Annotated in this window: 20 protein-coding genes and 3 tRNA genes; 7 read left to right on the top strand and 16 right to left on the bottom strand. The window is 76.0% G+C overall.

Annotated elements, in window-relative coordinates:
- Positions 1 to 173: 173 nt before the first annotated feature.
- The 3 genes from ACIRD3_RS12255 to ACIRD3_RS12245 form a co-directional block, all read right to left on the bottom strand.
- Positions 174 to 992, bottom strand: a complete 819-nt coding sequence (locus tag ACIRD3_RS12255) for an SDR family NAD(P)-dependent oxidoreductase (protein WP_402214542.1) — start codon at positions 990 to 992, stop codon at positions 174 to 176.
- On the bottom strand, positions 989 to 1,912 hold the full coding sequence (locus ACIRD3_RS12250; RefSeq protein ID WP_402214540.1) for an NADP-dependent oxidoreductase: 924 nt from the start codon (positions 1,910 to 1,912) through the stop codon (positions 989 to 991). The genes ACIRD3_RS12255 and ACIRD3_RS12250 overlap by 4 nt, the downstream gene beginning before the upstream one ends.
- Positions 1,913 to 2,041: 129 nt before the next feature.
- Complete coding sequence (locus tag ACIRD3_RS12245; RefSeq protein WP_402214538.1) at positions 2,042 to 2,866, bottom strand: SDR family NAD(P)-dependent oxidoreductase; 825 nt, start codon at positions 2,864 to 2,866, stop codon at positions 2,042 to 2,044.
- A 336-nt stretch (positions 2,867 to 3,202) separates the two neighbouring features.
- On the opposite strand from ACIRD3_RS12245, the gene ACIRD3_RS12240 reads away from it, so the two are divergent.
- A complete protein-coding gene (locus ACIRD3_RS12240) occupies positions 3,203 to 5,110 on the top strand; it encodes a protein kinase (protein WP_402214536.1) in 1,908 nt (635 codons plus the stop codon).
- Between the two features lie 61 nt (positions 5,111 to 5,171).
- Complete coding sequence (locus tag ACIRD3_RS12235) at positions 5,172 to 6,173, top strand: hypothetical protein (protein ID WP_402214534.1); 1,002 nt, start codon at positions 5,172 to 5,174, stop codon at positions 6,171 to 6,173.
- Positions 6,174 to 6,219: 46 nt separating this feature from the next.
- On the opposite strand, the gene ACIRD3_RS12230 is transcribed toward ACIRD3_RS12235, so the two are convergent.
- The gene (locus ACIRD3_RS12230; protein ID WP_402214533.1) at positions 6,220 to 7,005 is read right to left on the bottom strand and encodes a hypothetical protein; all 786 of its coding nucleotides are present in this window, start codon (positions 7,003 to 7,005) and stop codon (positions 6,220 to 6,222) included.
- Between the two features lie 470 nt (positions 7,006 to 7,475).
- Here ACIRD3_RS12230 and ACIRD3_RS12225 point away from each other — a divergent pair, with 470 nt between their 5' ends.
- Both ACIRD3_RS12225 and ACIRD3_RS12220 read left to right on the top strand, forming a co-directional pair.
- Positions 7,476 to 8,273: an NAD-dependent epimerase/dehydratase family protein gene (locus ACIRD3_RS12225; RefSeq protein ID WP_402214531.1), complete on the top strand. Its 798-nt coding sequence runs from the start codon at positions 7,476 to 7,478 to the stop codon at positions 8,271 to 8,273.
- 153 nt (positions 8,274 to 8,426) lie between these two features.
- Positions 8,427 to 8,969 carry a helix-turn-helix domain-containing protein gene (locus tag ACIRD3_RS12220; RefSeq protein ID WP_402214530.1) on the top strand — a complete coding sequence of 181 codons (543 nt, stop codon included), beginning with the start codon at positions 8,427 to 8,429 and terminating at the stop codon, positions 8,967 to 8,969.
- A 67-nt stretch (positions 8,970 to 9,036) separates the two neighbouring features.
- On the opposite strand, the gene ACIRD3_RS12215 is transcribed toward ACIRD3_RS12220, so the two are convergent.
- Both ACIRD3_RS12215 and ACIRD3_RS12210 read right to left on the bottom strand, forming a co-directional pair.
- Positions 9,037 to 9,639 carry a ClpP family protease gene (locus tag ACIRD3_RS12215; protein WP_402214528.1) on the bottom strand — a complete coding sequence of 201 codons (603 nt, stop codon included), beginning with the start codon at positions 9,637 to 9,639 and terminating at the stop codon, positions 9,037 to 9,039.
- Position 9,640: 1 nt separating this feature from the next.
- Positions 9,641 to 10,279, bottom strand: a complete 639-nt coding sequence (locus ACIRD3_RS12210; RefSeq protein ID WP_402214526.1) for an ATP-dependent Clp protease proteolytic subunit — start codon at positions 10,277 to 10,279, stop codon at positions 9,641 to 9,643.
- Positions 10,280 to 10,537: 258 nt separating this feature from the next.
- On the opposite strand from ACIRD3_RS12210, the gene ACIRD3_RS12205 reads away from it, so the two are divergent.
- Complete coding sequence (locus tag ACIRD3_RS12205) at positions 10,538 to 11,116, top strand: hypothetical protein (RefSeq protein WP_402214524.1); 579 nt, start codon at positions 10,538 to 10,540, stop codon at positions 11,114 to 11,116.
- Between the two features lie 119 nt (positions 11,117 to 11,235).
- On the opposite strand, the gene ACIRD3_RS12200 is transcribed toward ACIRD3_RS12205, so the two are convergent.
- From ACIRD3_RS12200 to ACIRD3_RS12180, 5 genes are all read right to left on the bottom strand, one after another.
- Positions 11,236 to 11,318, bottom strand: a tRNA-Tyr gene (locus tag ACIRD3_RS12200).
- A 4-nt stretch (positions 11,319 to 11,322) separates the two neighbouring features.
- Positions 11,323 to 11,407 (bottom strand) — tRNA-Ser (locus tag ACIRD3_RS12195).
- A gap of 28 nt (positions 11,408 to 11,435) precedes the next feature.
- Positions 11,436 to 11,507 (bottom strand) — tRNA-Gln (locus ACIRD3_RS12190).
- 296 nt (positions 11,508 to 11,803) lie between these two features.
- Positions 11,804 to 12,616 (bottom strand): maleylpyruvate isomerase family mycothiol-dependent enzyme, encoded by an 813-nt coding sequence (locus tag ACIRD3_RS12185; RefSeq protein ID WP_402214522.1) that lies wholly within the window; start codon positions 12,614 to 12,616, stop codon positions 11,804 to 11,806.
- Positions 12,617 to 12,703: 87 nt separating this feature from the next.
- The gene (locus tag ACIRD3_RS12180) at positions 12,704 to 14,035 is read right to left on the bottom strand and encodes a hypothetical protein (RefSeq protein ID WP_402214521.1); all 1,332 of its coding nucleotides are present in this window, start codon (positions 14,033 to 14,035) and stop codon (positions 12,704 to 12,706) included.
- 342 nt (positions 14,036 to 14,377) lie between these two features.
- Here ACIRD3_RS12180 and ACIRD3_RS12175 point away from each other — a divergent pair, with 342 nt between their 5' ends.
- Positions 14,378 to 16,153: a hypothetical protein gene (locus ACIRD3_RS12175; protein ID WP_402214519.1), complete on the top strand. Its 1,776-nt coding sequence runs from the start codon at positions 14,378 to 14,380 to the stop codon at positions 16,151 to 16,153.
- A 34-nt stretch (positions 16,154 to 16,187) separates the two neighbouring features.
- On the opposite strand, the gene ACIRD3_RS12170 is transcribed toward ACIRD3_RS12175, so the two are convergent.
- Positions 16,188 to 16,355, bottom strand: coding sequence for a hypothetical protein (locus ACIRD3_RS12170; protein WP_402214517.1), 168 nt, complete (start codon positions 16,353 to 16,355; stop codon positions 16,188 to 16,190).
- Positions 16,342 to 17,280, bottom strand: a complete 939-nt coding sequence (locus ACIRD3_RS12165) for a LysR substrate-binding domain-containing protein (protein WP_402214515.1) — start codon at positions 17,278 to 17,280, stop codon at positions 16,342 to 16,344. Before ACIRD3_RS12165 ends, ACIRD3_RS12170 begins: the two co-directional genes overlap by 14 nt.
- A 124-nt stretch (positions 17,281 to 17,404) precedes the next feature.
- On the opposite strand from ACIRD3_RS12165, the gene ACIRD3_RS12160 reads away from it, so the two are divergent.
- On the top strand, positions 17,405 to 17,914 hold the full coding sequence (locus ACIRD3_RS12160; protein WP_402214513.1) for a nuclear transport factor 2 family protein: 510 nt from the start codon (positions 17,405 to 17,407) through the stop codon (positions 17,912 to 17,914).
- 44 nt (positions 17,915 to 17,958) lie between these two features.
- On the opposite strand, the gene ACIRD3_RS12155 is transcribed toward ACIRD3_RS12160, so the two are convergent.
- The 3 genes from ACIRD3_RS12155 to ACIRD3_RS12145 all read right to left on the bottom strand — a co-directional run bounded on the left by ACIRD3_RS12155 (position 17,959) and on the right by ACIRD3_RS12145 (position 21,421).
- Positions 17,959 to 18,399, bottom strand: coding sequence for a VOC family protein (locus ACIRD3_RS12155; protein WP_402214511.1), 441 nt, complete (start codon positions 18,397 to 18,399; stop codon positions 17,959 to 17,961).
- An 82-nt stretch (positions 18,400 to 18,481) separates the two neighbouring features.
- On the bottom strand, positions 18,482 to 20,359 hold the full coding sequence (locus ACIRD3_RS12150) for a hypothetical protein (protein ID WP_402214510.1): 1,878 nt from the start codon (positions 20,357 to 20,359) through the stop codon (positions 18,482 to 18,484).
- Between the two features lie 141 nt (positions 20,360 to 20,500).
- Positions 20,501 to 21,421, bottom strand: coding sequence for a S41 family peptidase (locus tag ACIRD3_RS12145; RefSeq protein ID WP_402214508.1), 921 nt, complete (start codon positions 21,419 to 21,421; stop codon positions 20,501 to 20,503).
- Positions 21,422 to 21,440: the final 19 nt, after the last annotated feature.

The raw sequence follows: 21,440 nt of genomic DNA, 5'->3' as shown, positions 1-21,440 counted from the left end.
CGCCGGGGATCGCGCCTTCGAGGGACGTGCCGTCGTGCCTCCCGTCGCACCGCGGCGGGGCCGGGCCACCCGCCGCCGGGCCCGTCCCCGGGGCCCGGCGGTGCGGGTGTGGCACGGGTGCGCGCTCCCGGCCCGGCCGCGGCGCACCGGCGGAGGGGCGCCGCGGCCGGGGGTCACAGGGCGTCGACGAGGCCGCCGTCGATGACGAAGTCGGCGCCCGTGATGTTCGCCGCGCCGGGGCCGGCGAGGAAGAGCACCAGGTCGGCGACCTCCGAGGGGAGGGTGAAGCGGCCGGTCGCCGACTGGGCCTCGGCGGCGCGGGCCACGTCGCCGGGGTCGATGCCCCGGGACTGGCCGACCGTGGCGGCGACGCCGTCCGCGCCGCGCCACAGGGCCGTCTCCACCGGCCCGGGGCCGATCGTGTTCACCCGCACGCCGTGCGGCCCCACTTCCTTGGAGAGGGCCTTGCAGAAGTTGGTGAGCGCGGCCTTGGCGGCGCCGTAGTCGACGACCAGCGGGTCCGGCAGGCGGGCGTTGACCGAGGAGACGGTGACGATCCGCCCGTCACCGGAGGCGAGCAGGTACGGCAGGGCCGCCCGGGTGGCGCGGACGGCGGCCATGAGGTTGACGGTCAGGGTCCAGTCCCAGTCCTCGTCCGTCACGCCGGCGAAGCCGTCCGGCCGGGGTCGCACCGCCCCGACGTTGTTCACCAGGACGTCGACGCCGCCGTGGCGGGTGACGGCCTCGGCGACCAGGGCGGCGGGGCCGTCGGGCGTCGCGAGGTCGACCTCCACGACGGTGAGGTCCGCGCCCCGGTCGAGGTGGGCGTCGAGCTCCTCGGTGCGGCGGCGGGATCCGGCGACGACGCGGGATCCCGCGGCGAGGAAGGCTTCGGTGATGGCGAGTCCGATGCCGCGTCCGGCCCCGGTGACCACGACGGTCCGTCCGGCCGGGCCGGGGGCCGCTCCTGCGGGCGGCGCGGGGGCGGTCATCGCCGGGTCTCCGCTGCGGAGTCGACCAGCAGGACGAGTTTGCCGCGGACGTGGCCCTGTTCGCTGAGGCGGTGGGCCTCGGCGACCTCGGCGAGCGGGAAGGTGCGGGCGACGGGGAGCGAGAAGCGCCCGGCGGCGACCAGCTCGCCGACGGCGTCGAGCGCGTGCAGCGCCCGGTCGTCCCCACCGCTGCTGAACCTGACCCCGTGCTCCCGGGCCCCGGCGTAGTCGGCGATGGTGACGACGCGTCCGGCGCCGCCGGCGAGGTCGACGAGCTCGGGGAGCACGCCGCTGCCGGCGACGTCCAGCGCGGCGTCGACGCCCTCGGGGGCGAGGGAGCGCACCCGGTCGACGAGGCCCTCGCCGTAGCCGACCGGTTCGGCGCCCAGCGAGCGCAGGTACTCGTGGTTGGCCGCGCTCGCCGTCCCGATCACGCGGGCGCCGCGCGCCACGGCGAGCTGGACCGCGGCGCTGCCGACGCCGCCGGAGGCGCCGTTGACGAGCAGCGTGGTGCCGCCGGTCACGCCGAGCAGGTCGAGCGTACGGGTGGCCGTCTCGACGGCGGTGGGCAGTCCGGCGGCCTCGGTGAACCCGAGCGGGGCCGGGATCGGCGCATAGGAGTCGAGCACCGCCAGCTCGGCCTGGCCCGCGCTCCGGGCGGCGTGGCCGTAGACGCGGTCGCCGACGGCGACGTCCGTGACGCCCTCGCCGAGTTCGTCGACGACGCCCGCCGCCTCCTGGCCCAGGGTCTGCGGGAGGTCACCGCCCATCAGGCCCCGGCGCGTCTTCCAGTCGAACGGGTTGACGCCGGCCGCGCGCACCGCGATCCGGACCTGGCCGGGGCCCGGGTGCGGATCGGGGAGGTCGGCGACCTCCAGGACCTCCGGGCCCCCGAACCGGCGGAAGAGGACTGCCTTCATCGTTCGCTCGCTCCTGTCCCGGCCCGGTGCGCCCCTGGGCGGTGCGGGGGCCGGTCGACGGTGGGTCCGTTCCAGGCTGCGGGAACCGGGGGCTTCCGGCACGTCGGCGCACGCGGGCGGCGCCGGCCGTCAGGCGGCGGGCCCGCGGGGCGTGATCCGGTGGGCGAAGGGGACGGTGCCCGGGTCCAGGGCGGTGGCGCCGCCGTCGACCGTGAGCGTCGCGCCGTTGACGAAGGAGGCGGCCGGCGACAGCAGCCAGGCGATGGCCTCGGCGACCTCGCGCGGATCGGCGGGACGGCCCGCGGGCAGCAGCCGGGTGGCCTCGGCGTAGGCCGCGTCCCGGCCGGCCCCGCCCTCGCCCAGCCCCGCCTCCTCGGCGAACCTGGCCATCCTGCGGTCGGCCATCTCGGTGCGCACCCAGCTGGGGCACACCGTGTTGGCCCGCAGCCCCCGGGCGCCGTAGTCGACCGCCAGTGAGCCGCACAGCTGCAGCAGGGCCGCCTTGGACGCGGCGTACGCGGCGTTGCCCGTGCCGTTGCGCAGCGCCGAGACGGAGGCGACGGCGACCACGGCGCCGCGGGCCTCCAGCAGGTACGGCAGGGCGGCGCGCATCGTCAGGAACGGGCCGGTGAGGTTGGTGCGCAGCACCAGGTCCCAGTCCTCGTCGGTGATCTCGCCGACGCCGCCGCCGCGGCCGACCCCGGCGTTGACGACCAGTCCGTCGAGGCGTCCGTAGCGGGCGACGACGCTCTCGACCAGGCCGCGCACGGCCTCGGGGTCCGTCGTGTCGGCGGGGTGCGCCAGCGCGCCCGTCTCCCGGGCGACGCGCTCCAGCGGCTCGGCGCGGCGCCCGGAGACGACGACCTCGTCGCCGCCCTCCCGCAACAGCCGCGCCGTCGCCTCCCCGATGCCCGTCCCGCCTCCGGTCACGATCACCACGCGCTGCTCGGCCATGGGCCTGCCCCTCCGATCGACCACCAACCACCCCTGACGCCCCAGCAGTACCACAGGCGTACGACAGTGCGGGCGGCGAGTGCCCCGCCGCCCCGGGGGGCGAACGGTCCGGCAGGCCGGAGGCCTCGGTCGGGCGCTCGAATGGTTGGCATGCTGTGCGAATCACCCGTCCCGGGATCCACGCTCTCCGGGGGCCGGGAACCCGGTGTCCACGGGGCGCGTCCTCGTCGTCGGCCGGTGTGCCGTAGGGTGCCGCGCCGACGGGCACGGCCGGCGGACCACGACGGCCGGCGGCCCGGGGACGGCGAGCACGATCGGGACGGGAAGCAGCAGACGATGGACGACCGGACGCAGCAGGGCGACAGACCCGGGGGGCACGGCGCCCCGGCACCGGAGGCCGGGGCGGCGCGCCCGGCGGTCGAGGACGCGCGCCCCTGGGAGCTCCCGGAGTACCTCCACGAGCGCGAGCTCGGCGCCGGGGCCAGCGGCCGCGTCGTGCTCGCCCACCACCGGGAGACCGGCACCCCGGTGGCGATCAAGTACCTGCACGACCGGGTCGGCACGACCGCGCTGCGCGCCGAGGCCGAGGTGCTCTCCCGGATCGACTCCCCGCACATCACCCGGCTCTACGAGTACGTGGAGGGGGCCGAGGGCTCGGCCATCGTGATGGAGCTGGTCGACGGCATCGCCCTGCGCGACCTGCTGCGCGCGGAGGGCGCCACCACCGCGCAGGCCGCCCTGGTGGTGCTGAAGGGCTCCCTGCTGGGCCTGGCCGCCGCCCACGAGGCTGGCGTGGTGCACCGCGACTACAAGCCCGCCAACGTGCTCGTCGACACGGCCGGCACCTCGAAGCTGGTCGACTTCGGCATCGCCGTCGACAGCGGCGAGGACCGCGACGTCTCCGGCACCCCCGCCTACATGCCGCCCGAGCAGTGGGCGGGCCGCCCGGCGTCCCCGGCCGGGGACGTCTACGCCGCCACCGTCACGTTCTTCGAGTGCCTCACCGGCGCCCGCCCCTACGAGGGCGCCACCATCGCCGAACTCGCCGTCCAGCACGCCGAGGCGCCGATCCCCGCCGAGCTGGCGCCCGACCTCGTCCGGCCGCTGATCCTGGCGGGCCTGGCCAAGGACCCCGAAGCCCGCCCCGACAGCGCGGCCGCGTTCGTCCGGGAGCTGGAGGCCGTCGCGACGGACGGCTACGGGCCGGGCTGGGAGGAGCGCGGCCGCCTCGACCTCCTGGGCCTGCTCGCCCTGCTCGCGGCGCTGCTGCCCGGCGCCGGCGCGGCCGGCGGCGCCACCTCGCTGGCCCACACCGCCCTGGGCCCGCAGGGCGCGCTCGGCCCCCAGGGCGCCGGCCCCGCCCTGGACGCCGCGTCCGCGCTCGGCGCCGCCCCGGCCCCGACCCCGGGGGCGGGCGCGCTGCGGCGGATCGCGGGCCGCCGCGGCGTGCTGCTGCGCAACCGCGGCAAGGCCCTCACCGGCGTCGCGGCCGGTGCCCTCACCCTGGCCACGCTGGCCGGCCTGGCGGCCGCGGGCACCACCCCCGGCGACGCCCGGACGGCCCTCGGCGCCGCCTCCCCCGAGGCGACCACCACCCTCGGCCCGCAGCAGCCGACGGGCGGCACCTCCCCCGCCCCCGGCGACCCCGGCGCCGCCGCGAGCCCGACACCGACCGCCCCGACGGACTCGCCCACGGCCACCCCCGGCACGCCCGGCGCCAGCCCCGCCGCCTCGTCCACCGCCCCCGCGGCCACGGCACCCGCCGCGCCGGGCCAGCCCGCCCCCGGCCGTCCGTCCGCCCCGGCCTCCCCCGCCGGGCCGGCCCCCACCACGGCCGCGCCCGCCCCCGTCACCACCCCGCCGAGCCCGAGCGCGAGCGCGAGCCCGAGCCCCAGCCCGACGGTCGCTCCCGCCACCCTGGCGGTCAGCACGGTCAACATGAACTCCCTGACGTGCAGCGGTCGTTGGAGCCTGACCGCGACCGCCACGGTGAGCGCCCAGGGCACCGGCAGCGGGACACTGACGTTCAGCTGGTACCACAGCTCGGGCGGACGCGCGGTCACCGTCGCGACCGACACCGTGGTGATCCAGAACGGCACCGCGACCGTCACCCGCTCGCACGACTTCGGCTCGGCCGACACCTTCCCCACCTGGGGCGTGCGGGTGACCACCAGCCCGGCGGCGGCCAAGCCGGGCAAGACGTCCGACGAGACGGCCGCCTTCCTCTGCAACCCGCCCCGCTGACGTCCCCTCGCGCCTTCACCCGCCTCGTCCGTCCTCCGTTCCGTCCCGCCCTGGAGAAGCCATGCCCACGCCCCGCCCCGCCTCCGCCCCCGACCCGGGCGCGGACCAGACCGTCGCCCTCGGCGCGCGCCCGGTGACCGGTGACGGCACGGGCGCGGACCGGACCGTGACGCTCGGCAAGGCCGCGGGCGCCGACGTGGCCGTGGACCGGACCGTCGTGCTCGGCAAGGGCACGGACGTGGACGCGGGCGCTGACGTGGACGCGGGCGCGGACCGGACCGTCGTGCTCGGCAAGGGCGCTGCCGTGGGCGAGGCGACCGTACGGCTGCCTCGGGGCGCCGCGACCGGCGCCGGGGAGGAGGACGGGGCGCAGAGCGCGACCTTCCTCGACCCCCGCGTCTGGCGCAGCACTCCGGCGAGCGGGGAGACCCTCACCCTCGCCGACCCCGAGCAGACCGGGGGCAGCGTCACCCCGGCCGAGGCCCGGGAGACCTCGCTCAGTTCCTCGGCCGCCTCCACCTCATCCGTCTCCCCGACGTCCACCGCCACGCCGGAACGCCCGCTCGCCCCCGGGGAGTTGCGCCGCTTCGGCCCCGGTGTCCCGCCGCGGGCCGCCGCCGCGTGGCACGGCCAGGCGGCGGAGGCGGCCGGGCAGCCGCGGCGTCCCCGCCGGGTGTGGCGGTGGCTGGTGCCGCTGCTCGTCCTCCTGCTGGCCCTCGCGGCCTTCCTGTCCTGGCGCCACCTGCGCACCCCGGCGCTGGCCGTCACCGGCGTCGCGGTGACCACCGACCCGGCGGGCCCCGGCTGCGCGGGCACGGCGGTGGTCACCGCCGCGGTGGAGACCAACGGCGGCTCCGGCAGCCTGCGTTACCGCTGGCTGCGCAGCGACGGCACCACCTCGGAGGAGATCGTCCAGCCCGTCCGCTCCGGTGTGCACCACACCGACCTGGTGCTGCGCTGGAGCTTCGAGGGGCGGGGCGCCCTCCAGGCCACCGCCACCCTGGAGCTGCTCTCCCCGGCCGCCCGCACCGCGGCCGCCTCCTTCCCGTACCACTGCCCCTGAGCCCGGCCGACCGGCCGACCGGCCGACCCGGGCGCCCGACGGGCTGCTAGCGGAGTGCGTTCGCCGGCGACTGGATGAGGACGCACGTGAACCCGACGCCCCAGTCGTCCCGGTCGTCGCAGCGCAGTTCCCGGTCACCGAAGGCGTCCAGCAGGTCCTCCAGCGGGACGACGGTCAGCTCGGTGCCGGGCTCCGCGAAGTGCCGCACCTCGATCCAGCCCTCGCGGACGAACCGGACCAGCGGCGCGAGCTCCTGCGCCACGTGCTCCCGCAGCTCCTCGCCCACCAGCCCGGGCGGCAGATCGCCGAGGATCCCGAACGGTCCGGTCAGCCAGCCGCTCAACTCCATGGCGCACACCCGGAACCGGTCCTCGTCCTCCGACAGGTCCAGCTGGTGGATGGTGAGCGGGGCGCCCGGGGCGTTCACGGCTGCCGTCCAACGCCGGCCCCCCTCCTCGGTCGCCCGCAGCGAGAGATCCGGGGCCTTGGACCCGGCGTCCGCCCTCCAGACCCAGGTGGCCGGGTCGACCACCACCTGCTCCAGGTCCGCGCCCACCACCTGCGGACTGTCCTCCCGGACGAACGCGGTGCCGTGCGCCCGGCGCAGCGTCAACCACCCGTCCGCGACCAGCCGGAGCACCGCCGACGCCAGCTCCCGCACCCGCGCCGCCTCGTTCTCGGGCGAGTCGTCGCGCCACCGCGGCGCCTCGGGCGAGCCCGCCCAGCGCAGCACCGACGCGACGTGGTGCACGGTGCCGCGCGGGCCGGTCCCGCCGACGGCGCGGCGGACCAGCACCTGCTCGACGAGGGTCAGTTCGTTCCAGGTCTTCACGGGAGGGGATCCTGGCACATCCACCCGGTTCGCCCGGCGAGGATTTCCCCCGGCGGGCGACCGGGCGGTCAGGTCGTTCGACGGTGCACCAACCGGGAACGGGCGGCCGGGGCCGTGTCCCGTTCCCGTACGTCATGCGACCGATCCGCCCGAGCGCGGGTGCCCGCCATGCTCGTCACGGGCCGCCGGTCACCGCCGGCCGGCCCGTCCGAAGGCCGGGTCGGACGGGATGCCGCCGGACTTCGAGGCGTTGAGCAGGTGACGGAAGCGGTCGTCCTTGTCGGTCGTCCTTGTCGGTCGTCTTGATCGCCGCCGCCCCGAAGCCGGCGTTGTCGAGCCGGTCGCCGGGCGTCACGGGCGGCCGCCGAAACCCGGCTGCTTGTCGTCGGCGCGTCAGGTAGCCTCACACGTCGCCGAGTTCGGGCATCCGGCCCGGACGCGGCCGTCGAGGAATCCTGGAGACGCAACAGATGGTGAACCAGCCAGGTCGGGTCCTGCTCACCGGTGCCGCCGGCCGCATCGGCGCCTGCCTGCGGGAGTCGCTGCCCGCCCTCGGTTACCGGCTGCGCAGCTTCGACCGCCTCCCGGTGCCCGGCGATCCCGACGCGGTCGTCGCCGATCTGCGGGACACCGGGGCGCTGGCGGCGGCGATGGACGGCGTCGACGCGGTGGTCCACCTGGCCGGGATCCCGGGTGAGGCGCCGTTCGCCGACATCCTGGCGGCCAACATCGAGGGCACCTACCGGCTCTACGACGCCGCCCGGGCGGCGGGCGTGCGGCGGATCGTCAACGCGAGCAGCAACCACGCGGTGGGCTTCACCGAGCGGCCCGCCGACGGCACCACCGTGCCGGTGGACACCCCGCAGCGGCCCGACACCTACTACGGGCTGTCCAAGTGCTTCGGCGAGAACCTCGCCTCGCTGTACGCCGACCGGCACGGGATCGAGACGGTCTCGCTGCGGATCGGCTCCTTCTCCCCCGAGCCCCGCAGCGTCCGGATGCTCGCCACCTGGCTCAGTCCGGGCGACTGCACCCGGCTGGTGCACGCCGCCCTCACCGGGCCGGTGGCCGGCCACACCGTCGCCTACGGCATCTCCGCCAACACCCGGGCCTGGTGGGACCTCACCTCCGCCCGCGCCCTCGGCTACCGCCCCCAGGACGACGCCGAGCCCTTCGCCGCCGCGCTGATCGCCGAGCACGGCGAACTGGCCGCCGACGACCCGGAGTTCCGCTACCTCGGCGGCCGCTTCACCCAGACCGGCCGCTGACCGCGCTCATCCGTGGGCCGCGCTTCGCACCGGGGTGTGGGGCGGCCGTGTCGCGCGGTGTCGGGGCCGGGGGCGGGCGGTCGGCCGCGCGGATTCACCGAGGGCAGAACGCCGCTCCCTTCCCCCGGCGCCCGGGATCCCTAGGCTGAAGGGGTGAGCACTCAAGCGCCGAACGAAGCCCGCGTCATCCCCCTGCGGCCGCAGGCCGCGCCGTCCGAGCCCGTGCCCGGGGGTGCGGCCCGCGGCCGGCAGCAGCCGGCCGGAGCCCGGCCGGCACCCGTGCCCGTCGCACCCGGGCCCGTGCCCGCACCTGGGCCTGCAACTGCGCCTGGGCGTGTGCCTGCGCCGAGGGAGCCGCTCTGGCGCGACGTCGTCGGGGACGTGCTGCGGCGTGAACGGCTCGCCCAGGAACGCACGTTGAAGGACGTCGCGGAGGCCGCCCGGATCTCGATGCCGTACCTGTCGGAGCTGGAGCGCGGGCGCAAGGAGGCCTCCTCCGAGGTCCTCGCGGCCGCCGCCCGCGCCCTCGGGCTCGGCCTCGGCGACCTGCTCTCGCTCGCCCAGGACGAACTGGCCCGTTACGCCCCCAGCCGGGCGAGTCAGCCGGGCCGGACGGGTCAGGCGGGCCGGAGCCTGGTGGGACGCGGCCGTACGGCTCCCACCGCGCGGTACGACGGGCTCTGCCTGGCCGCCTGACCGCCGACCGGCGGCCGGCACACCCCCGTGGTACCGGCCGCCGGCCGCAGGTCGGCCCGCGCCGGGGTCAGGTGAAGGCGAGCCGCCGGTTCAGCACCTCGTCGGCGATCCCGTAGGCGACGGCCTCCTCGGCGGTGAGCACCTTGTCCCGGTCCATGTCCGCGCGCAGCGTCGCCGCGTCGTGGTGCGTGTGCCGGGAGAGCACCTCCTCCACCTGCGCGCGGATGCGGACCATCTCCTTGGCCGCGAGGCTGAGGTCGGAGACCGTCCCCTGCCGCCCGCCGCTGGCCGGCTGGCCGAGCAGCACCCGCGCGTGCCGCAGCACGAACCGCCGCCCGGGGTCCCCGCCGGCCAGCAGCACCGCCGCCGTCGACGCCGCCTGGCCGACGCAGAAGGTGGAGATCGGCGCCTGCACGAAGGTCATCGTGTCGTAGATCGCCATCAGTGAAGTGAACGATCCGCCGGGCGAGTTGAGGTAGATCGAGATCTCGCGCTCCGGGTTCTCCGCCTCCAGGTGCAGAAGCTGCGCGATGACCACGTTGGCGACGCCGTCGTCGATCTCGGTGCCGAGGAAGATGATCCGCTCGTTCAGCAGCCGGCTGAAGACGTCGTAGGAGCGCTCGCCCTGCGCGGTGCGCTCGATCACGTACGGAACGGTGTACGAGCCCATGTCACAGCCCCATCCGTCGGCGCGAGGAGGCCGGGCGGATGTCGGCGAGGGACTCCACCACCCGGTCCACGATTCCGTACTCCCGGGCCTGTTCGGCCGTGAACCAGCGGTCCCGGTCACCGTCGCGGGCGATCGTCTCCTCGCTCTGCCCGGTGTGCTCGGCGGTGATCCGCTCGATGGCCTTCTTGGTGAACTGGAGGTTCTCCGCCTGGATCACGATGTCCGCGGCGGTACCGCCGATGCCCGCCGAGGGCTGGTGCATCATGATCCGCGCGTTCGGCAGCGCGAACCGCTTGCCGGGGGCGCCCACGGTGAGCAGGAACTGGCCCATGCTGGCGGCGAACCCCATCGCCAGCGTCGAGACGTCGTTGGGGACGAGCCGCATGGTGTCGTAGATGGCCAGACCCGCGGTGACCGACCCGCCCGGGCTGTTGATGTACAGGCAGATGTCGGTACGCGGGTCCTCCGCGGACAGCAGCAGCAGCTGCGCGCACACCCGGTTGGCCGACACGTCGTCGACCTGGGTGCCGAGCAGGACGATCCGCTGGGCGAGCAACTGCGCGGCGAGCTGGTCGTCGAAGCGGCTGGGCGGGGTGTCGCCCTCCCCCGCGCGGGGCGGGAGCGCGGCCGGTGAAGTCATCGGTCCTCCTTGTCGGGGCTGGGCTTGTGCCGTCCACTCCACTGTCGGCCCCGGAGGCGCCCCGGACGGGGTTTCTCTGCCCGCCGCAGATTCGCCACCGGCAGAGGCGCGCGGCGGCTCCGCGGGAGGCGGGGCGGGAAGCTGCCGGTGGACCTGCCGCTCGGCGCCGGGCAGCGGGCCTAGCGTGGGGTACGGCGCCGCAGCAAGAACTGATAGACCGTCAACTCATGATTCTCCGAGAGGACTTCACGACCACCCATGTCCAGACTCCGCTCCCGGGTCGCCGCACTGGCCGCCCTCACCACGATCGCGCTCGGCGCCGTCGCCACCGGCACCGCGAACGCCGCCCCGGTTGCCCCGAAGGCTCCGGCCGCCTCGCCGGCCGCCGCCCCGGCCGTGGCCGCCGCGCTGTCCGAGCCCACCCACATCCCGATGAACAGCGTGCTCAACCGCAACCAGGCCTGGTACTCGCCGGACCGCCACATCATGCTGGCCATGCAGGGCGACGGCAACGTCGTCGTGTACCGCGACACCACCCCGATCTGGGTGGCCAAGGGCGCCATCCCCCGGGGCAACGTCCTGGTCATGCAGGGTGACGGCAACCTCGTCGTGTACGCCGCCGACAACACCCCGCTGTGGGCCAGCAACACCGACCGCAACCCCGGCGCGGAGCTGGCCGTCTACAACGAGGGCGCCATCGCCGTCCAGCTGAACGGCAAGGTCCTGTGGAGCAGCGTCCAGTCGGCGCCGACCCTGCCCCCCTGCCCGCCGTGGGGCCCGCCCTACCCGGGCCAGATCACCTACCCGTGGTGCCCGGTCTGGCCCTTCCCGAGCTGACCCGCCGGGCCGGAGGATCTCCCCGGAGGACGGCATCCGAACGGCCACCGGGCCCCGGCCCGTACCCCCTGCCACCCCTCGGGGCAGCGGGAGTACGGGCCGGGGCCCGGTGGCACCGGTGGTGGGCGAGGGCGGATTCGAACCGCCACAGCCGAAGCGGGGGCTTTACAGGCCCTTGGGCTCTCCCGTGCCCGGCTCGCCCTCGGCGGAGAGTGCGCGGATCGAACGCGCGCGGGTGTGACCCCGACGACGGCTTAGCAAGCCGCTGCCTTACCACTCGGCCAACTCTCCCTACGGTGCTGCGCTGTTGTGCGCTGCGCTGCCGGACGAGGATTCGAACCCCGATCGCCTGATCCAGAGTCAGGAGTGCTGCCTGTTGCACCATCCGGCACGGGGGCGGCACAGGAAAACGGGCCGCCCGGGCGGGGAACGATCCCCGGGGCGGCCCGGCGGGAAGCCGGTCAGCGCGCTACGAGGCCGTTCCCGTGCTCTGGGAACTGCGGTCACTGGAGGAGCGCTGATACGACCGGACGCGGGTGGTGGTGACGGTGTTCACGGTCGTGCTCCTTCCTGGGCCTGTGCGGCGCGATGGGCCCACTGTGCCGCACCCGTGGCGGGGGGACAACCGTTTTTCCGGGCCCCGAGGTTCAGGGGCTCAGGGGTTCAGGGGTTCAAGGACTCAGGGGTTCAGGGGGCGGCGAAGAGGGCGGGGAAGGCCGGGGCGAGCCAGGGGCGGCGGCCCCAGGCGAGGACCTTGCCGCGGGTGAGGGCGGCGGTGGCGGTGTAGCGGCCCAGGGCGATGAGGAGGAACGCCACCGGCCCGGTGAGGATCGTGCAGTCCGGGCGGCGCGGCGGTTCCCGGCTGACCACGGCGGCGCCGTCGGTGAAGGTGACCGCGAACCCGTCGAGACCGCGGATGCGCAGCCGGTAGCAGGCGCGGTGGCCGGCCGCGGCGCGGGCGTCCACCACCCGGGGCATGGCGGTGCGCAGGAACGGCAGGGTCAGTGCGGCGCGGTGCCGGTCGATCGGGTGCGGGCGCCCGAGGGCGACGGCGATGTCGTAGAGGTGGCCCAGCATGTGGGTGAGCAGGTAGGCGCCGAGGGTGTCCAGGTCCATCGGGCCGAGCGGGGTCCGTACCGGTTCGGTTCCGGCCCGCGGGCCGGCCGCCGCGGTGAACTCCCGTGCCCAGCGGGCGATCTCCCCGGCGAGCACGGCCGGGCGCCGCTCGGGCCGCTCGGCCAGCGAGGCCTCGTTCGCCGCGGCCAGCGAGCCCGGAGTGCCGTCCCCGTACGGCCGTTCCTCGCCGACGGCCAGGGCGGCCATCAGCTCGTTGGCCATCGCCAGGTGGGCGGCGGCCTCGGCGACCGTCCACGCGGCGCCGGGTATCGGGGTGTCGCCGCGGGCGCCGGCGAGCAGCGCGACGGCCTCGTCGCCGACCGCGGTGACCGCCTCGAGGAGCGCGGTGCGCGCGGCACCGGCGGAGGGCTGGGGGAAGGTCATAGTGGAGAAGAGTGACCGACTCCCGTACTGCTGTCCAGAGCCGTGACCCGCACCTCCGGTGGGCGGCGCGGGTCACCCGGGAGCGGTTCAGGACCGACGGCGCCGGCGGCCGACGAGCAGGAGCGCGCCGGCACCGAGGACGGCGAGGGCGGCGGCGGCGCCGGCCGTGACGGTGTCGGACTCGGTCTCGGTGGCGGCGGGCACGGCCGGGGTCGCGACGGGGGCGGCGGGACCGGTCGGGGCGGCCGTGGCCGGGGCGGTGGGGGTCACCGGCTCGGCCTCGACGGCGGGCGCCGTGTCGGTGACGGGCTGCGCCTGCGCGGCCCTGGTGGTCCTGGCGGTCCTGGCGGTCTTGGTGGCCGTGGTCTCGGGGGCGGGCTCGGCGGCGGTCTTCTCGGGGGCCGGGGCTTGCACGGGCGCCTGGGCGGGTGCCTGGGCCGGGGCGACGACGTGGACGGTGCTGCCCTGGCTGCAGTCGGTGGTGCCGCGGAACGGGGTGGCGCCCTCGTTGACGAACAGGCAGGGGTCGATCGTGGTCGCGCCCAACGGGGTGGTCGCGTCGTAGGACACCCGTACCCGGGTCACCGTGGTCGCGCCGGCGTCGATGGAGGAGTCGCGGCCCTGCAGGTAGACGCCGGGCTTGTCGTCCGGGATGCCGTCGGAGACCTTCGGCAGCGTGGTCCAGCCGCCGTCCGCCCGGCGGACCTGGACGGTGGCGTGGTCGTCGACGAACAGGACGTTGCCGAGGTTGGTGTAGGCGGACGGGGTGGGGTTGGCCAGCACCGCGTCGAACTCGATCGGCTCCCCGCCGGCGACGGCCGTGGCGGGCACGTGGGCCAGCGAGCTGCCGATGGGGTCGACCGAGATCCTGCTGACCTGCTCGCCCAGGTCGTCACCCGATCCCGGCACGGTCAGGCGGGATTCCAGGGTGATGGAGCGGAAGCCGCCGTTGCTCGCACCGTCGTGCGGCAGGCCCATCGGGGCGCCGATGCGCAGGTCCAGCGTCACGGTCGCGCCGGCCGGGACCGCGATGGCGCCGGTCGTGCCGTCGTAGGTGGCCTCGCCGGCGCCGCCGTGGAAGTCCAGCGGGACGGGCGTCCAGGTGCCGTTCGCCGGGTCCTTGTAGTCGATCGTGATCGCGTGCGGCGGCGTGCCCGCCTCGGTGATGGTCTGCAGGAGCAGGGCGTAGCGGGTGTCCTCGGTGCCGTTGTTGGTGATGGTCCCGGTGAACGCCACCGGCCGCCCGGCGAAGCCGACCGCCGCCGGGGCCTGGACGGTCAGCGTCCCCGTGCGGGTGCCGTGCGGGGCCTCGGCGAAGGCCTGCGCCGGGAGGGCGAGCGAACCGCCGAGCGCGAGGACACCGAGCGTGGCGGCGACGACGGCGCGACGGGAACGGCGGACGTGGGTGGTGCTGGACATGGTTCCCCCTGGAAGCATTCTTGTCGTGGGCATGACGAACACGGGGTTCGGCTGCACCGGTGCAGGACGGACGAAACGACGTGGGTGAGCGGGCCGGCGACGGCGGAGCATCGCCCGGCTTCGGAAGGTGGTCCCCTTCCGCGCCTCTCATCTGACTGGACGTGTGGCCCCCGCCGGGGTTGCAGGTGGATCCGAGAATTTTTTCCGCCCCTCGGACCACCCCCTCCCACCGGCCCCTCGCACCGACCCGGGAGGCCCGTCGCCGGGCGCGCCGTAATCGCGGCGGCGGACGCTCGTTGGGCCGGACGAGACCGCTGCAGCGCGACGGAAGAGGCACCCCGCATGTCCGGCGTAGAGACCACTCCCGCGACGCGGCACCCGGCCGTACGGCTGCCCCCGGCCCGGCGGCCGGTGCGGGCCGGGGCGGTGCCGCGCCGAGCGGGGCGGTCCCGCCGGGCGTGGGCCGTGGCCGCGGAGGGCGGCACCGCGCTGGCGAGCGGGGTCGGGTTCCTGCTGTGGGCCCGGGGCATCGACGTCGACCCGCTGACCCGCGTCGGGCAGGTCAGCGGCCTCGCCGCGCTCCAACTGCGGGCGGCCGTCGTCGCGTTGCCCGTCCTGGCGGTGGTGCTGTGGGCGGCGCACCGGGCCGGGCCCCGGCGTTACCCGCTGGTGCTGCGCCTGGGCTGCGCGGCGGCCGCGGGGCTCGTCACCGGGCTGGTGGCCGGCGGGATCGCGGTGGCCCTGCACGGCACGCCGTGGGCGCTCGGCGGCCAGGACGGCGACCCGGCCGTGCTGCAGGCCTACGCGATGACCTTCCTGCACCGGCACGAGCTCCCCCCGGTCTACCCGCCCGGGTTCGTCGTGCTGCTCGCCGAGTGGACCCGCCACGTGCGGCACGGCCACGCCGGATTCGCCCTCCAGGACCTGCAGTTGCTGCTCAGCGCGGTGTTCGGCCCGCTGGCGTACCTCGCCTGGCGGGTGCTGCTGCGCCCGGTGTGGGCGCTGGCCGTGGCGCTGCCCGCCTCGGTGCTGTTCCTCGACCCGATCCGGCCGTACAGCCACCTGGTGATGGTGGTGCTGCTGCCCGTCCTCGGCCTCCTGCTCGCCCGGCTGGCCACCGTGCACACCCGGTCGCCGCGCGCGGCGGCCCGGTCGGGGGCGGGCATCGGCGCGCTGCTGGGGGCGCTGTTCCTGGTCTACTCGGGCTGGTTCGTCTGGTCGACGCCCGGGGTGCTGGTCGCCGTCCTCGCCCTGGCGCCCTGGCGCCGGGGGCGCGCCGCCCTGCTGCGCGCCGCGGTCTTCGTCGGTGCCACCGCGCTCGCCGCCGCCCTGGTCGGCTTCCCGCTGCTGAAGCGGATGGTGACCACCGGGACCTCGACGGTCGACCGCTACGCCTATTCCGACGTCTTCGGCAACCCGGCCTACGTCCTCGGCTGGCGCTCCGACCGCGCGGGTTCCCTGACCGGCTGGGGCAACTGGCCTTCTCCGGGCGAGCTTTCGGGGCAGTCGGCGGTCACCGTGCTGCTGCTCGCGGGCCTCGCCCTGGCGCTCGCCCTCGGCCTGCGCCGCCCGCCGGTGACCGCCGCCCTGGCCTGCCTGGGCAGCGCCTGGCTGCTGCGGTTCTGGTTCGCCGCGCACATGGAGCACGACCAGGCCGTCATGCTCTACCCGCGCACCACCTGGCTGATCCTCTACAGCCTGCTGACGCTGACCGTGCTGGCGGCGATGCTGCTCGGCGCCCGGCTGCGCGCGCTGCGCCACCGCCTGCCGCGCCCGTCCCGGCCGCTGCCGCCGTCGACGGGCCACCGGCTGACCGCCGGGGCGCTGTGCGCGCTGGTCCTCTTCGGCGCGATGGCGGCCTCCTGGTCGGCCGACCGGTACCTGCCCACCGACCCGGGCGAGGGCACCATGGGCCTGGACGCCTGGCGCGCCCACACCCTGCAGCGCGCCGACGGCACCTGTTCCCCCTACGCCCCGGCCGGCACCTGCCGGGCCCCGCAGGCCCTGGACGCGTGGGTGGACTCCCCTCCCGACCAGCTGCTGTGGTGCGGCAGCGTGCCCTTCGACACCGCCCACTGGCGGTCCTTCTGCGGCCGGGACCTCCCCCGCCGGGGCTGACCGTCCGGCGGCGGCCCCGGCCTCGACGAGCCCGTCACGCGGACGGGGCCGCGCCCGTCAGGACGGTGGCGACGGCGCGCGGCACGAAGTCGTCCTCGACCGGCAGGCGGCGGAAGACGGTCCGCACCCAGGCGGCTCCGGCCAGGAGGTCCAGCCGGCACCCCGGCGGCTCGGCCCGGCGGCTCGGCTCAGCGCGGGTCACCGACCAGGTCGGCGGCGGCCTCGGCGAAGGCGCGGACGCGGGCGGTGGTGTGCTCCGCCGGCCAGACCAGGCCCCATTCGAGCGGCGGCGCGCCGTCCAGGGGGACGTAGGCGACGTCGGGGCGCGGGTAGTAGCGCCGGGCGTGGGCCCCGACGGGCAGGACCCCCTGCCCCGCCCCGACGAGGGTGAGCGCCTCCTGGACGGTCTCGGCCACCGGGCCGGGTGCCACGTCCGGTCCCGGTGTTCCGTCCGATCCCGGTTTTCCAGCCGATCCCGGTGCTCCGTCCGGTCCCGGTACCGCGTCCGCCCGTGGCGGCGGCACGGCGGTGCCGTCCGGCAGTCGGAGCACCGGCACCCGTGCCAGGTCCTCGACCGAGGCCCCGCCCGGGCGGTCGAAGGGGTGCCCGACGGGGACGGCGAGCATGCGGGCCTCGCGCACCAGAACGGGGCCGCGGGCCAGGCCGGGCTCGTGCACCGGCAGGGGGACGAGGCACAGGTCGGCCTCGCCCTCGCGCAGCCAGCGGACCGTCTCCGTCGCCCGGGCCTCCCGCAGCCGCACCTCGCAGTCCGGCGCCCGCTCACGGAACAACTCACCCACTCCGATGAGGAGTTGACCGGCGGCGGAACCGACGTAGGCGACCCGCAGGCTGCCGGACAGGCCCCGCCCGGCGTCGACGGCCGCTTGCAGCGCCGCGCCGACGGCCGCCCAGGCCGGGCCCAGTTCGTCCGCCAACCTCCGCCCCAGCGGCGTGAGTTCGACGCGACGGCTGGTGCGCTCGAACAGCGACGCGCCCACCCGCCGCTCCAGCTTGCGGATGGTCTGGCTGACCCGGGCGGTGGACACCCGCAGCTTCTCGGCGGTGCGCCCGAAGTGCAGCTCCTGCGCGAGCGTCAGGAACGCCTCCGCCTCGTGCCGCTCGATCACCCGAACCCCCCGTCGTTAAGCCCCGGTTCACGATCATGACGCAGAGGGCCGTTGTTCGCCAACGGTCACGGCGGCAGAGTGGATCACGTCGAAGCCGATCCGCATCCCGCCCCCGGAGGACACCATGACCGCCCACCCCCTGCAGGCCCTGACCGCCAAGCCCGACGACACCGCCGCCGTGCTCGCCGAACTGCGCGACCGCGCCGAGATCACCGACGCCCTCTACCGCTTCGGCCTCGGCCAGGACCTCAAGGACCGCGAGCTCTTCGCCTCCGCCTTCACCGCCGACGCGGAGCTGGACTTCCGTCCGGCCGCCGCCCGTTGGGGCGGCGAGCCGCCGCTGATGACCGGCCGGGACTTCATCGTCGACACCATCCTGACCATGTTCACCGGCCGGGTGGACACCACCCACCAGGTCACCAACCCCCGCATCGACCTCGACGGGGACACCGCCCGCCTCACCGCCCTCGTCGAGGCCCAGCACCTGCTCAGCGCCGACCCCGGCACCCACGCCCTGCTCAAGAACCCCTACACCGTCGACCTGGTGCGCGACGGCGGCCGCTGGCTCATCCGGCGGATGCGCATCGACAACACCTGGTTCACCGGCGACCCCACGGCCGTCTTCGGCGGCTGACCACACCGGGGCCGGCCGGGGCGGCCAGCCCCGGGCCGGTGCGGTCAGCGGCGGGCCGGGGCCGCGGCGACGCAGAACTCGTTGCCCTCCGGGTCGGCCATCACGATGTGGTGCCCCTCGAACTCCTCCAGCACGCTGCCGCCCGCCGCCACCAGCCGTTCGGACTCGGCCCGGATCCGCGCCCACCGCTCACCGACGCCGCCGTGGCCGGGGACCCGGATGTCGATGTGGAGCCGGTTCTTCGCGGTCTTCGGCTCGGGGACCGTGAGGATGGAGAGCCGGGGCCCGACGCCGTCGGGGTCGCAGAGCCACGCGGCGTCGTCCGCGGACTCGCCCCCCGGGAGGTCGAACTGGGCCAGCCACTCCTCGCGGGTCCGGTAGGGGGCGGGCGGCGGCTCGTCCACGTACCCGAGGGCCGTCTTCCAGAACTCGGCGAGGAGCTCGGCGTCCGCGCAGTCGAGGGTCAGATCGATTCCTGCTGCCATGGCAGGACCGTACTGCGGACCTCCGACGGCCGCGGGAAGGCGCGGCACCGCGGGAGCACCCCGGGTGTGACAGGTGGTCAGGCTAGGCCCACGGCTCGGCCGTCCGGCCGTCCGGCTCCAGTCCGTAGCGCAACAGTCGGGCCCACTCGGGGTCGGCCCGGCGCTGTCTGGCCAGGGCTTCCAGGGCCTCGCCCGCTCCGGCGTCGGCGGCTCGGCGGCAGGCCTCCTCGGGCTCCGGTCCGGGTCCGGTCGCCTCGTCCGCCGGGTACTGCTGCGTGGCGAGGGCCCATTTGGCGACGACGCTCCCGCACATGGCGGCGTCGTTGACCAGTTCGTCCAGGGAGGAGTACCGACCGGGGCCGATGCGCAGCCACGGGACGGCGTTCTGGGCGTTGCAGTCGCCGGAGGCGAGCGCCTTGGCCAGGAGCCGCTGCATGGCGGACGGGTCGCCGTTGCGTTCGAGGAGCCAGGCCAGGTCCCAGGGGGCGAATTGACTACCGGCCGCGATGTTCGCCCGGTAGAGCCGGGCCGCTTCCTCCGGTGAGCCGTCTCGTTCGTGCATGTGGGCCAGGGATCGGAAGACCGTCATGTCCCGCTCGCGGGCCGCTTCCGCGGCGAGGCGTTCCGCCTCGGCCCGTCGGCCGGTCCGTTCGAGGATCTCGGCCAGGCCGTGCCGGGCGGACGGGTTCCCGGCGTCGTGGGCCTTCCGGTAGAGCAGGTCGGCCTGTCGGAGCCTCAGCCGCTGTTTGGCGGACCAGCCGAGGGCGACGGCGTCGTCGGTGGACGAGCAGTGGTCCGCGGCCGCCTCCCAGAAGGCGGCGCCGGGGACGTGGTGGCTGCGGGTCCGGCGGCCGTGCTCCTCGAGGTAGTCGGCGAGCCGGAACCAGGAGCGGGCCGGCGCGGGCGAGGCGTCCGGGCCGGCGGGGGCGTGGGGGGACGGGACCGCGGTGAGCGGTCCCGGGGCGCCACGGGAGCGGGCGGTGGCGAAGGCGAGGGCCTGCTCCCACAGGTCGGGCCCGGCCGCGTCCTGCCGGCTCCGCGAGAGGTAGGCCCGTGCCGCGCCGGCCAGCAGCGGCCACGGCAGGTCCGCGCTGTGCCCCAGGCGCCGGAGGTCCATGGCGGTCTCCATCAGGGCGCGGGCGGCCGAGGGTGCGGTGTCGTACCGCTCCACCAGGACGGGCGCGCCCGCCAGGTACTGGACGACCTCGCCGTCCCTCGCCTGCCGGGCCGCTTCGGCGAGGCGCGGGTCCGTTCGCGCGGCCCGGGCGAGTTCGGCCAGTTCCGGCCGGGTGAAGGCGTCCGGCACCCTGATGCTGCGGCCCTCGAAGAGCGCCCTGGTGTGCCGGTGGCACTCGTCGTCGAGGAGCAGCCAGTACTCGGGCCACAGGGTGCCCAGGACGAGGACGGGCCCGCGCTCCGGGGCGGCCAGCAGCTCGCGCAGGCCGGCGGCGGCCTCCTCGCCCATCGGGTTGGTGGGCTGCAGGAGGTACGACTGCGCTTCGTCGAGCCACAGCACCGTGTACGGGGCGATCGCGCCGGGTGTCCGCAGTGCCGCGTGGAGTCGGCGGAGCGTCAGCGGGTGCCATACGCGCCAGTGCGGCGGCAGTTCTCCCAGGGCCTCCCAGCACGCCCGGGTCTTGCCGGTCGACGAGCCGCCCACCAGAACGGCGGTGGTTCCGACGCCGTCGGCGGCCCGGCGCACCGCCGAGCGCAGTGCGGTGTCGTGCGCCCGCGCGACGTAGGCGGGGAGTGCACCGCCGTCGTCGTGGTCGGTCGTGATGCTCCGGCGGACGTTGAGGGACATCGGGTCGTCGAGGGAGTGCAGGGGCACGCCCACCGGCCCTTGTAGGGTCTGTGCTCCGGAGACGTGGAGGTGGACGACTCCGCCCTGGATCACCGGCCCGTGGAACGTGCCGCCGTTCACGGTGTTGTCGATGTGCTCGTACTCCGGTGACGCCACGTGCGGACCTCCCTGGGCTGATCACGGGCGGGGAGCCGCGCAGCGGCCGGTGGCCCGGTCGGTCCACGGTACCGGGCACGGGTTTGCCCGTGCCGAGGCGGTGTCCCGGGGTGGTGACGCAGCGTCGGGAGCGGGCCCGGGTCAGGAGGCGGGGTCCGCCAGGTCGGCGGTGGCGAGGGCCAGGGCGCGGTCGAGGGCGTCGTCGGCGGGGCAGGGGACGTCGGGCTGGACGCCGGTGCCTTCCCAGTTGGTGCCGGAGACGGGGTTGAGGGCGCGGGCGACGGGGACGGTGAGTTCCAGGTGGGGGTGGACGGTCCAGCCTTCGCGGGGGTGGGCGCCGCCGCGGGTGGTCTCGCCGACGGTCCGGGCGCGGCCGAGCTGCTGCAGGTCGTAGGCGAGTTCCTCGGCCGCGGAGAAGGTCGTGGCGCTGGTGAGCACGTAGAGCGGCTTGTCGGCGCCGAAGCGGGCGCCGGGGACGAACGGGGGCGTCCAGGACTGCTCGGCCTTCTCGCCCTGCCGGGAGACGAGGGTGTTGAGGTGGGTGCGGCCGTCGAGCAGGTAGCCGCAGACGAAGGCGACCGTGTCCGGGTCGCCGCCGCGGTTGCCGCGCAGGTCCAGGACGAGGGCGCGGGCGGGGGCCACCAGGTTGAGCGCCGCGGCCAGCGGCTGGGCGGCCCAGTCCAGCGGGAACAGGTAGGGCGCGAACTCCAGGACGGCGACGCCGCCGTCGAGGAGCTCCACGCGCGGGACGCCGCCCAGGGTCTCGTCGAACTGCCGCCGCATCGCGGTCATGGCCGCCTCGCCGAGGCCCTGCGGTACGGGCTCGGCGTGGTGCTTGAGGCTCAGGTGCAGGTCGCCGTTGACGGAGCGCAGGTCGGCGGTGACCTCCTCGGCCAGCTCCTCGGCGGTCCCGGCCCGGTAGGCGTTCGCGGCGCGGCGCTCGCGCAGCAGGGCCGCCAGGGGCAGGGCGACCTCGGGGAAGACGTAGTTCTCGGCGACCAGGTCGGCGATCGACTCGACGACGGCGGCGGTGTCCAGGGCGGGTGACGTGGTGGTGGTCATGGCAGGGAAGTAGACCAGC

The organism is Kitasatospora sp. NPDC093550, assembly GCF_044764985.1.
Taxonomy (GTDB): Bacteria; Actinomycetota; Actinomycetes; order Streptomycetales; family Streptomycetaceae; genus Kitasatospora.
This window is presented reverse-complemented; position numbering and strand designations above follow the sequence as displayed.

Coding starts and splice junctions, on each gene's coding strand:
- ACIRD3_RS12240 (WP_402214536.1), top strand. CDS start 3,203: ATGGACGACCGGACGCAGCAGGGCGACAGACCCGGGGGGCACGGCGCC.
- ACIRD3_RS12160 (WP_402214513.1), top strand. CDS start 17,405: ATGACCGCCCACCCCCTGCAGGCCCTGACCGCCAAGCCCGACGACACC.
- ACIRD3_RS12235 (WP_402214534.1), top strand. CDS start 5,172: ATGCCCACGCCCCGCCCCGCCTCCGCCCCCGACCCGGGCGCGGACCAG.
- ACIRD3_RS12215 (WP_402214528.1), bottom strand. CDS start 9,639: ATGGGCTCGTACACCGTTCCGTACGTGATCGAGCGCACCGCGCAGGGC.
- ACIRD3_RS12205 (WP_402214524.1), top strand. CDS start 10,538: ATGTCCAGACTCCGCTCCCGGGTCGCCGCACTGGCCGCCCTCACCACG.
- ACIRD3_RS12175 (WP_402214519.1), top strand. CDS start 14,378: ATGTCCGGCGTAGAGACCACTCCCGCGACGCGGCACCCGGCCGTACGG.
- ACIRD3_RS12210 (WP_402214526.1), bottom strand. CDS start 10,279: ATGACTTCACCGGCCGCGCTCCCGCCCCGCGCGGGGGAGGGCGACACC.
- ACIRD3_RS12180 (WP_402214521.1), bottom strand. CDS start 14,035: ATGTCCAGCACCACCCACGTCCGCCGTTCCCGTCGCGCCGTCGTCGCC.
- ACIRD3_RS12225 (WP_402214531.1), top strand. CDS start 7,476: ATGGTGAACCAGCCAGGTCGGGTCCTGCTCACCGGTGCCGCCGGCCGC.
- ACIRD3_RS12145 (WP_402214508.1), bottom strand. CDS start 21,421: ATGACCACCACCACGTCACCCGCCCTGGACACCGCCGCCGTCGTCGAG.
- ACIRD3_RS12245 (WP_402214538.1), bottom strand. CDS start 2,866: ATGGCCGAGCAGCGCGTGGTGATCGTGACCGGAGGCGGGACGGGCATC.
- ACIRD3_RS12155 (WP_402214511.1), bottom strand. CDS start 18,399: ATGGCAGCAGGAATCGATCTGACCCTCGACTGCGCGGACGCCGAGCTC.
- ACIRD3_RS12255 (WP_402214542.1), bottom strand. CDS start 992: ATGACCGCCCCCGCGCCGCCCGCAGGAGCGGCCCCCGGCCCGGCCGGA.
- ACIRD3_RS12185 (WP_402214522.1), bottom strand. CDS start 12,616: ATGACCTTCCCCCAGCCCTCCGCCGGTGCCGCGCGCACCGCGCTCCTC.
- ACIRD3_RS12250 (WP_402214540.1), bottom strand. CDS start 1,912: ATGAAGGCAGTCCTCTTCCGCCGGTTCGGGGGCCCGGAGGTCCTGGAG.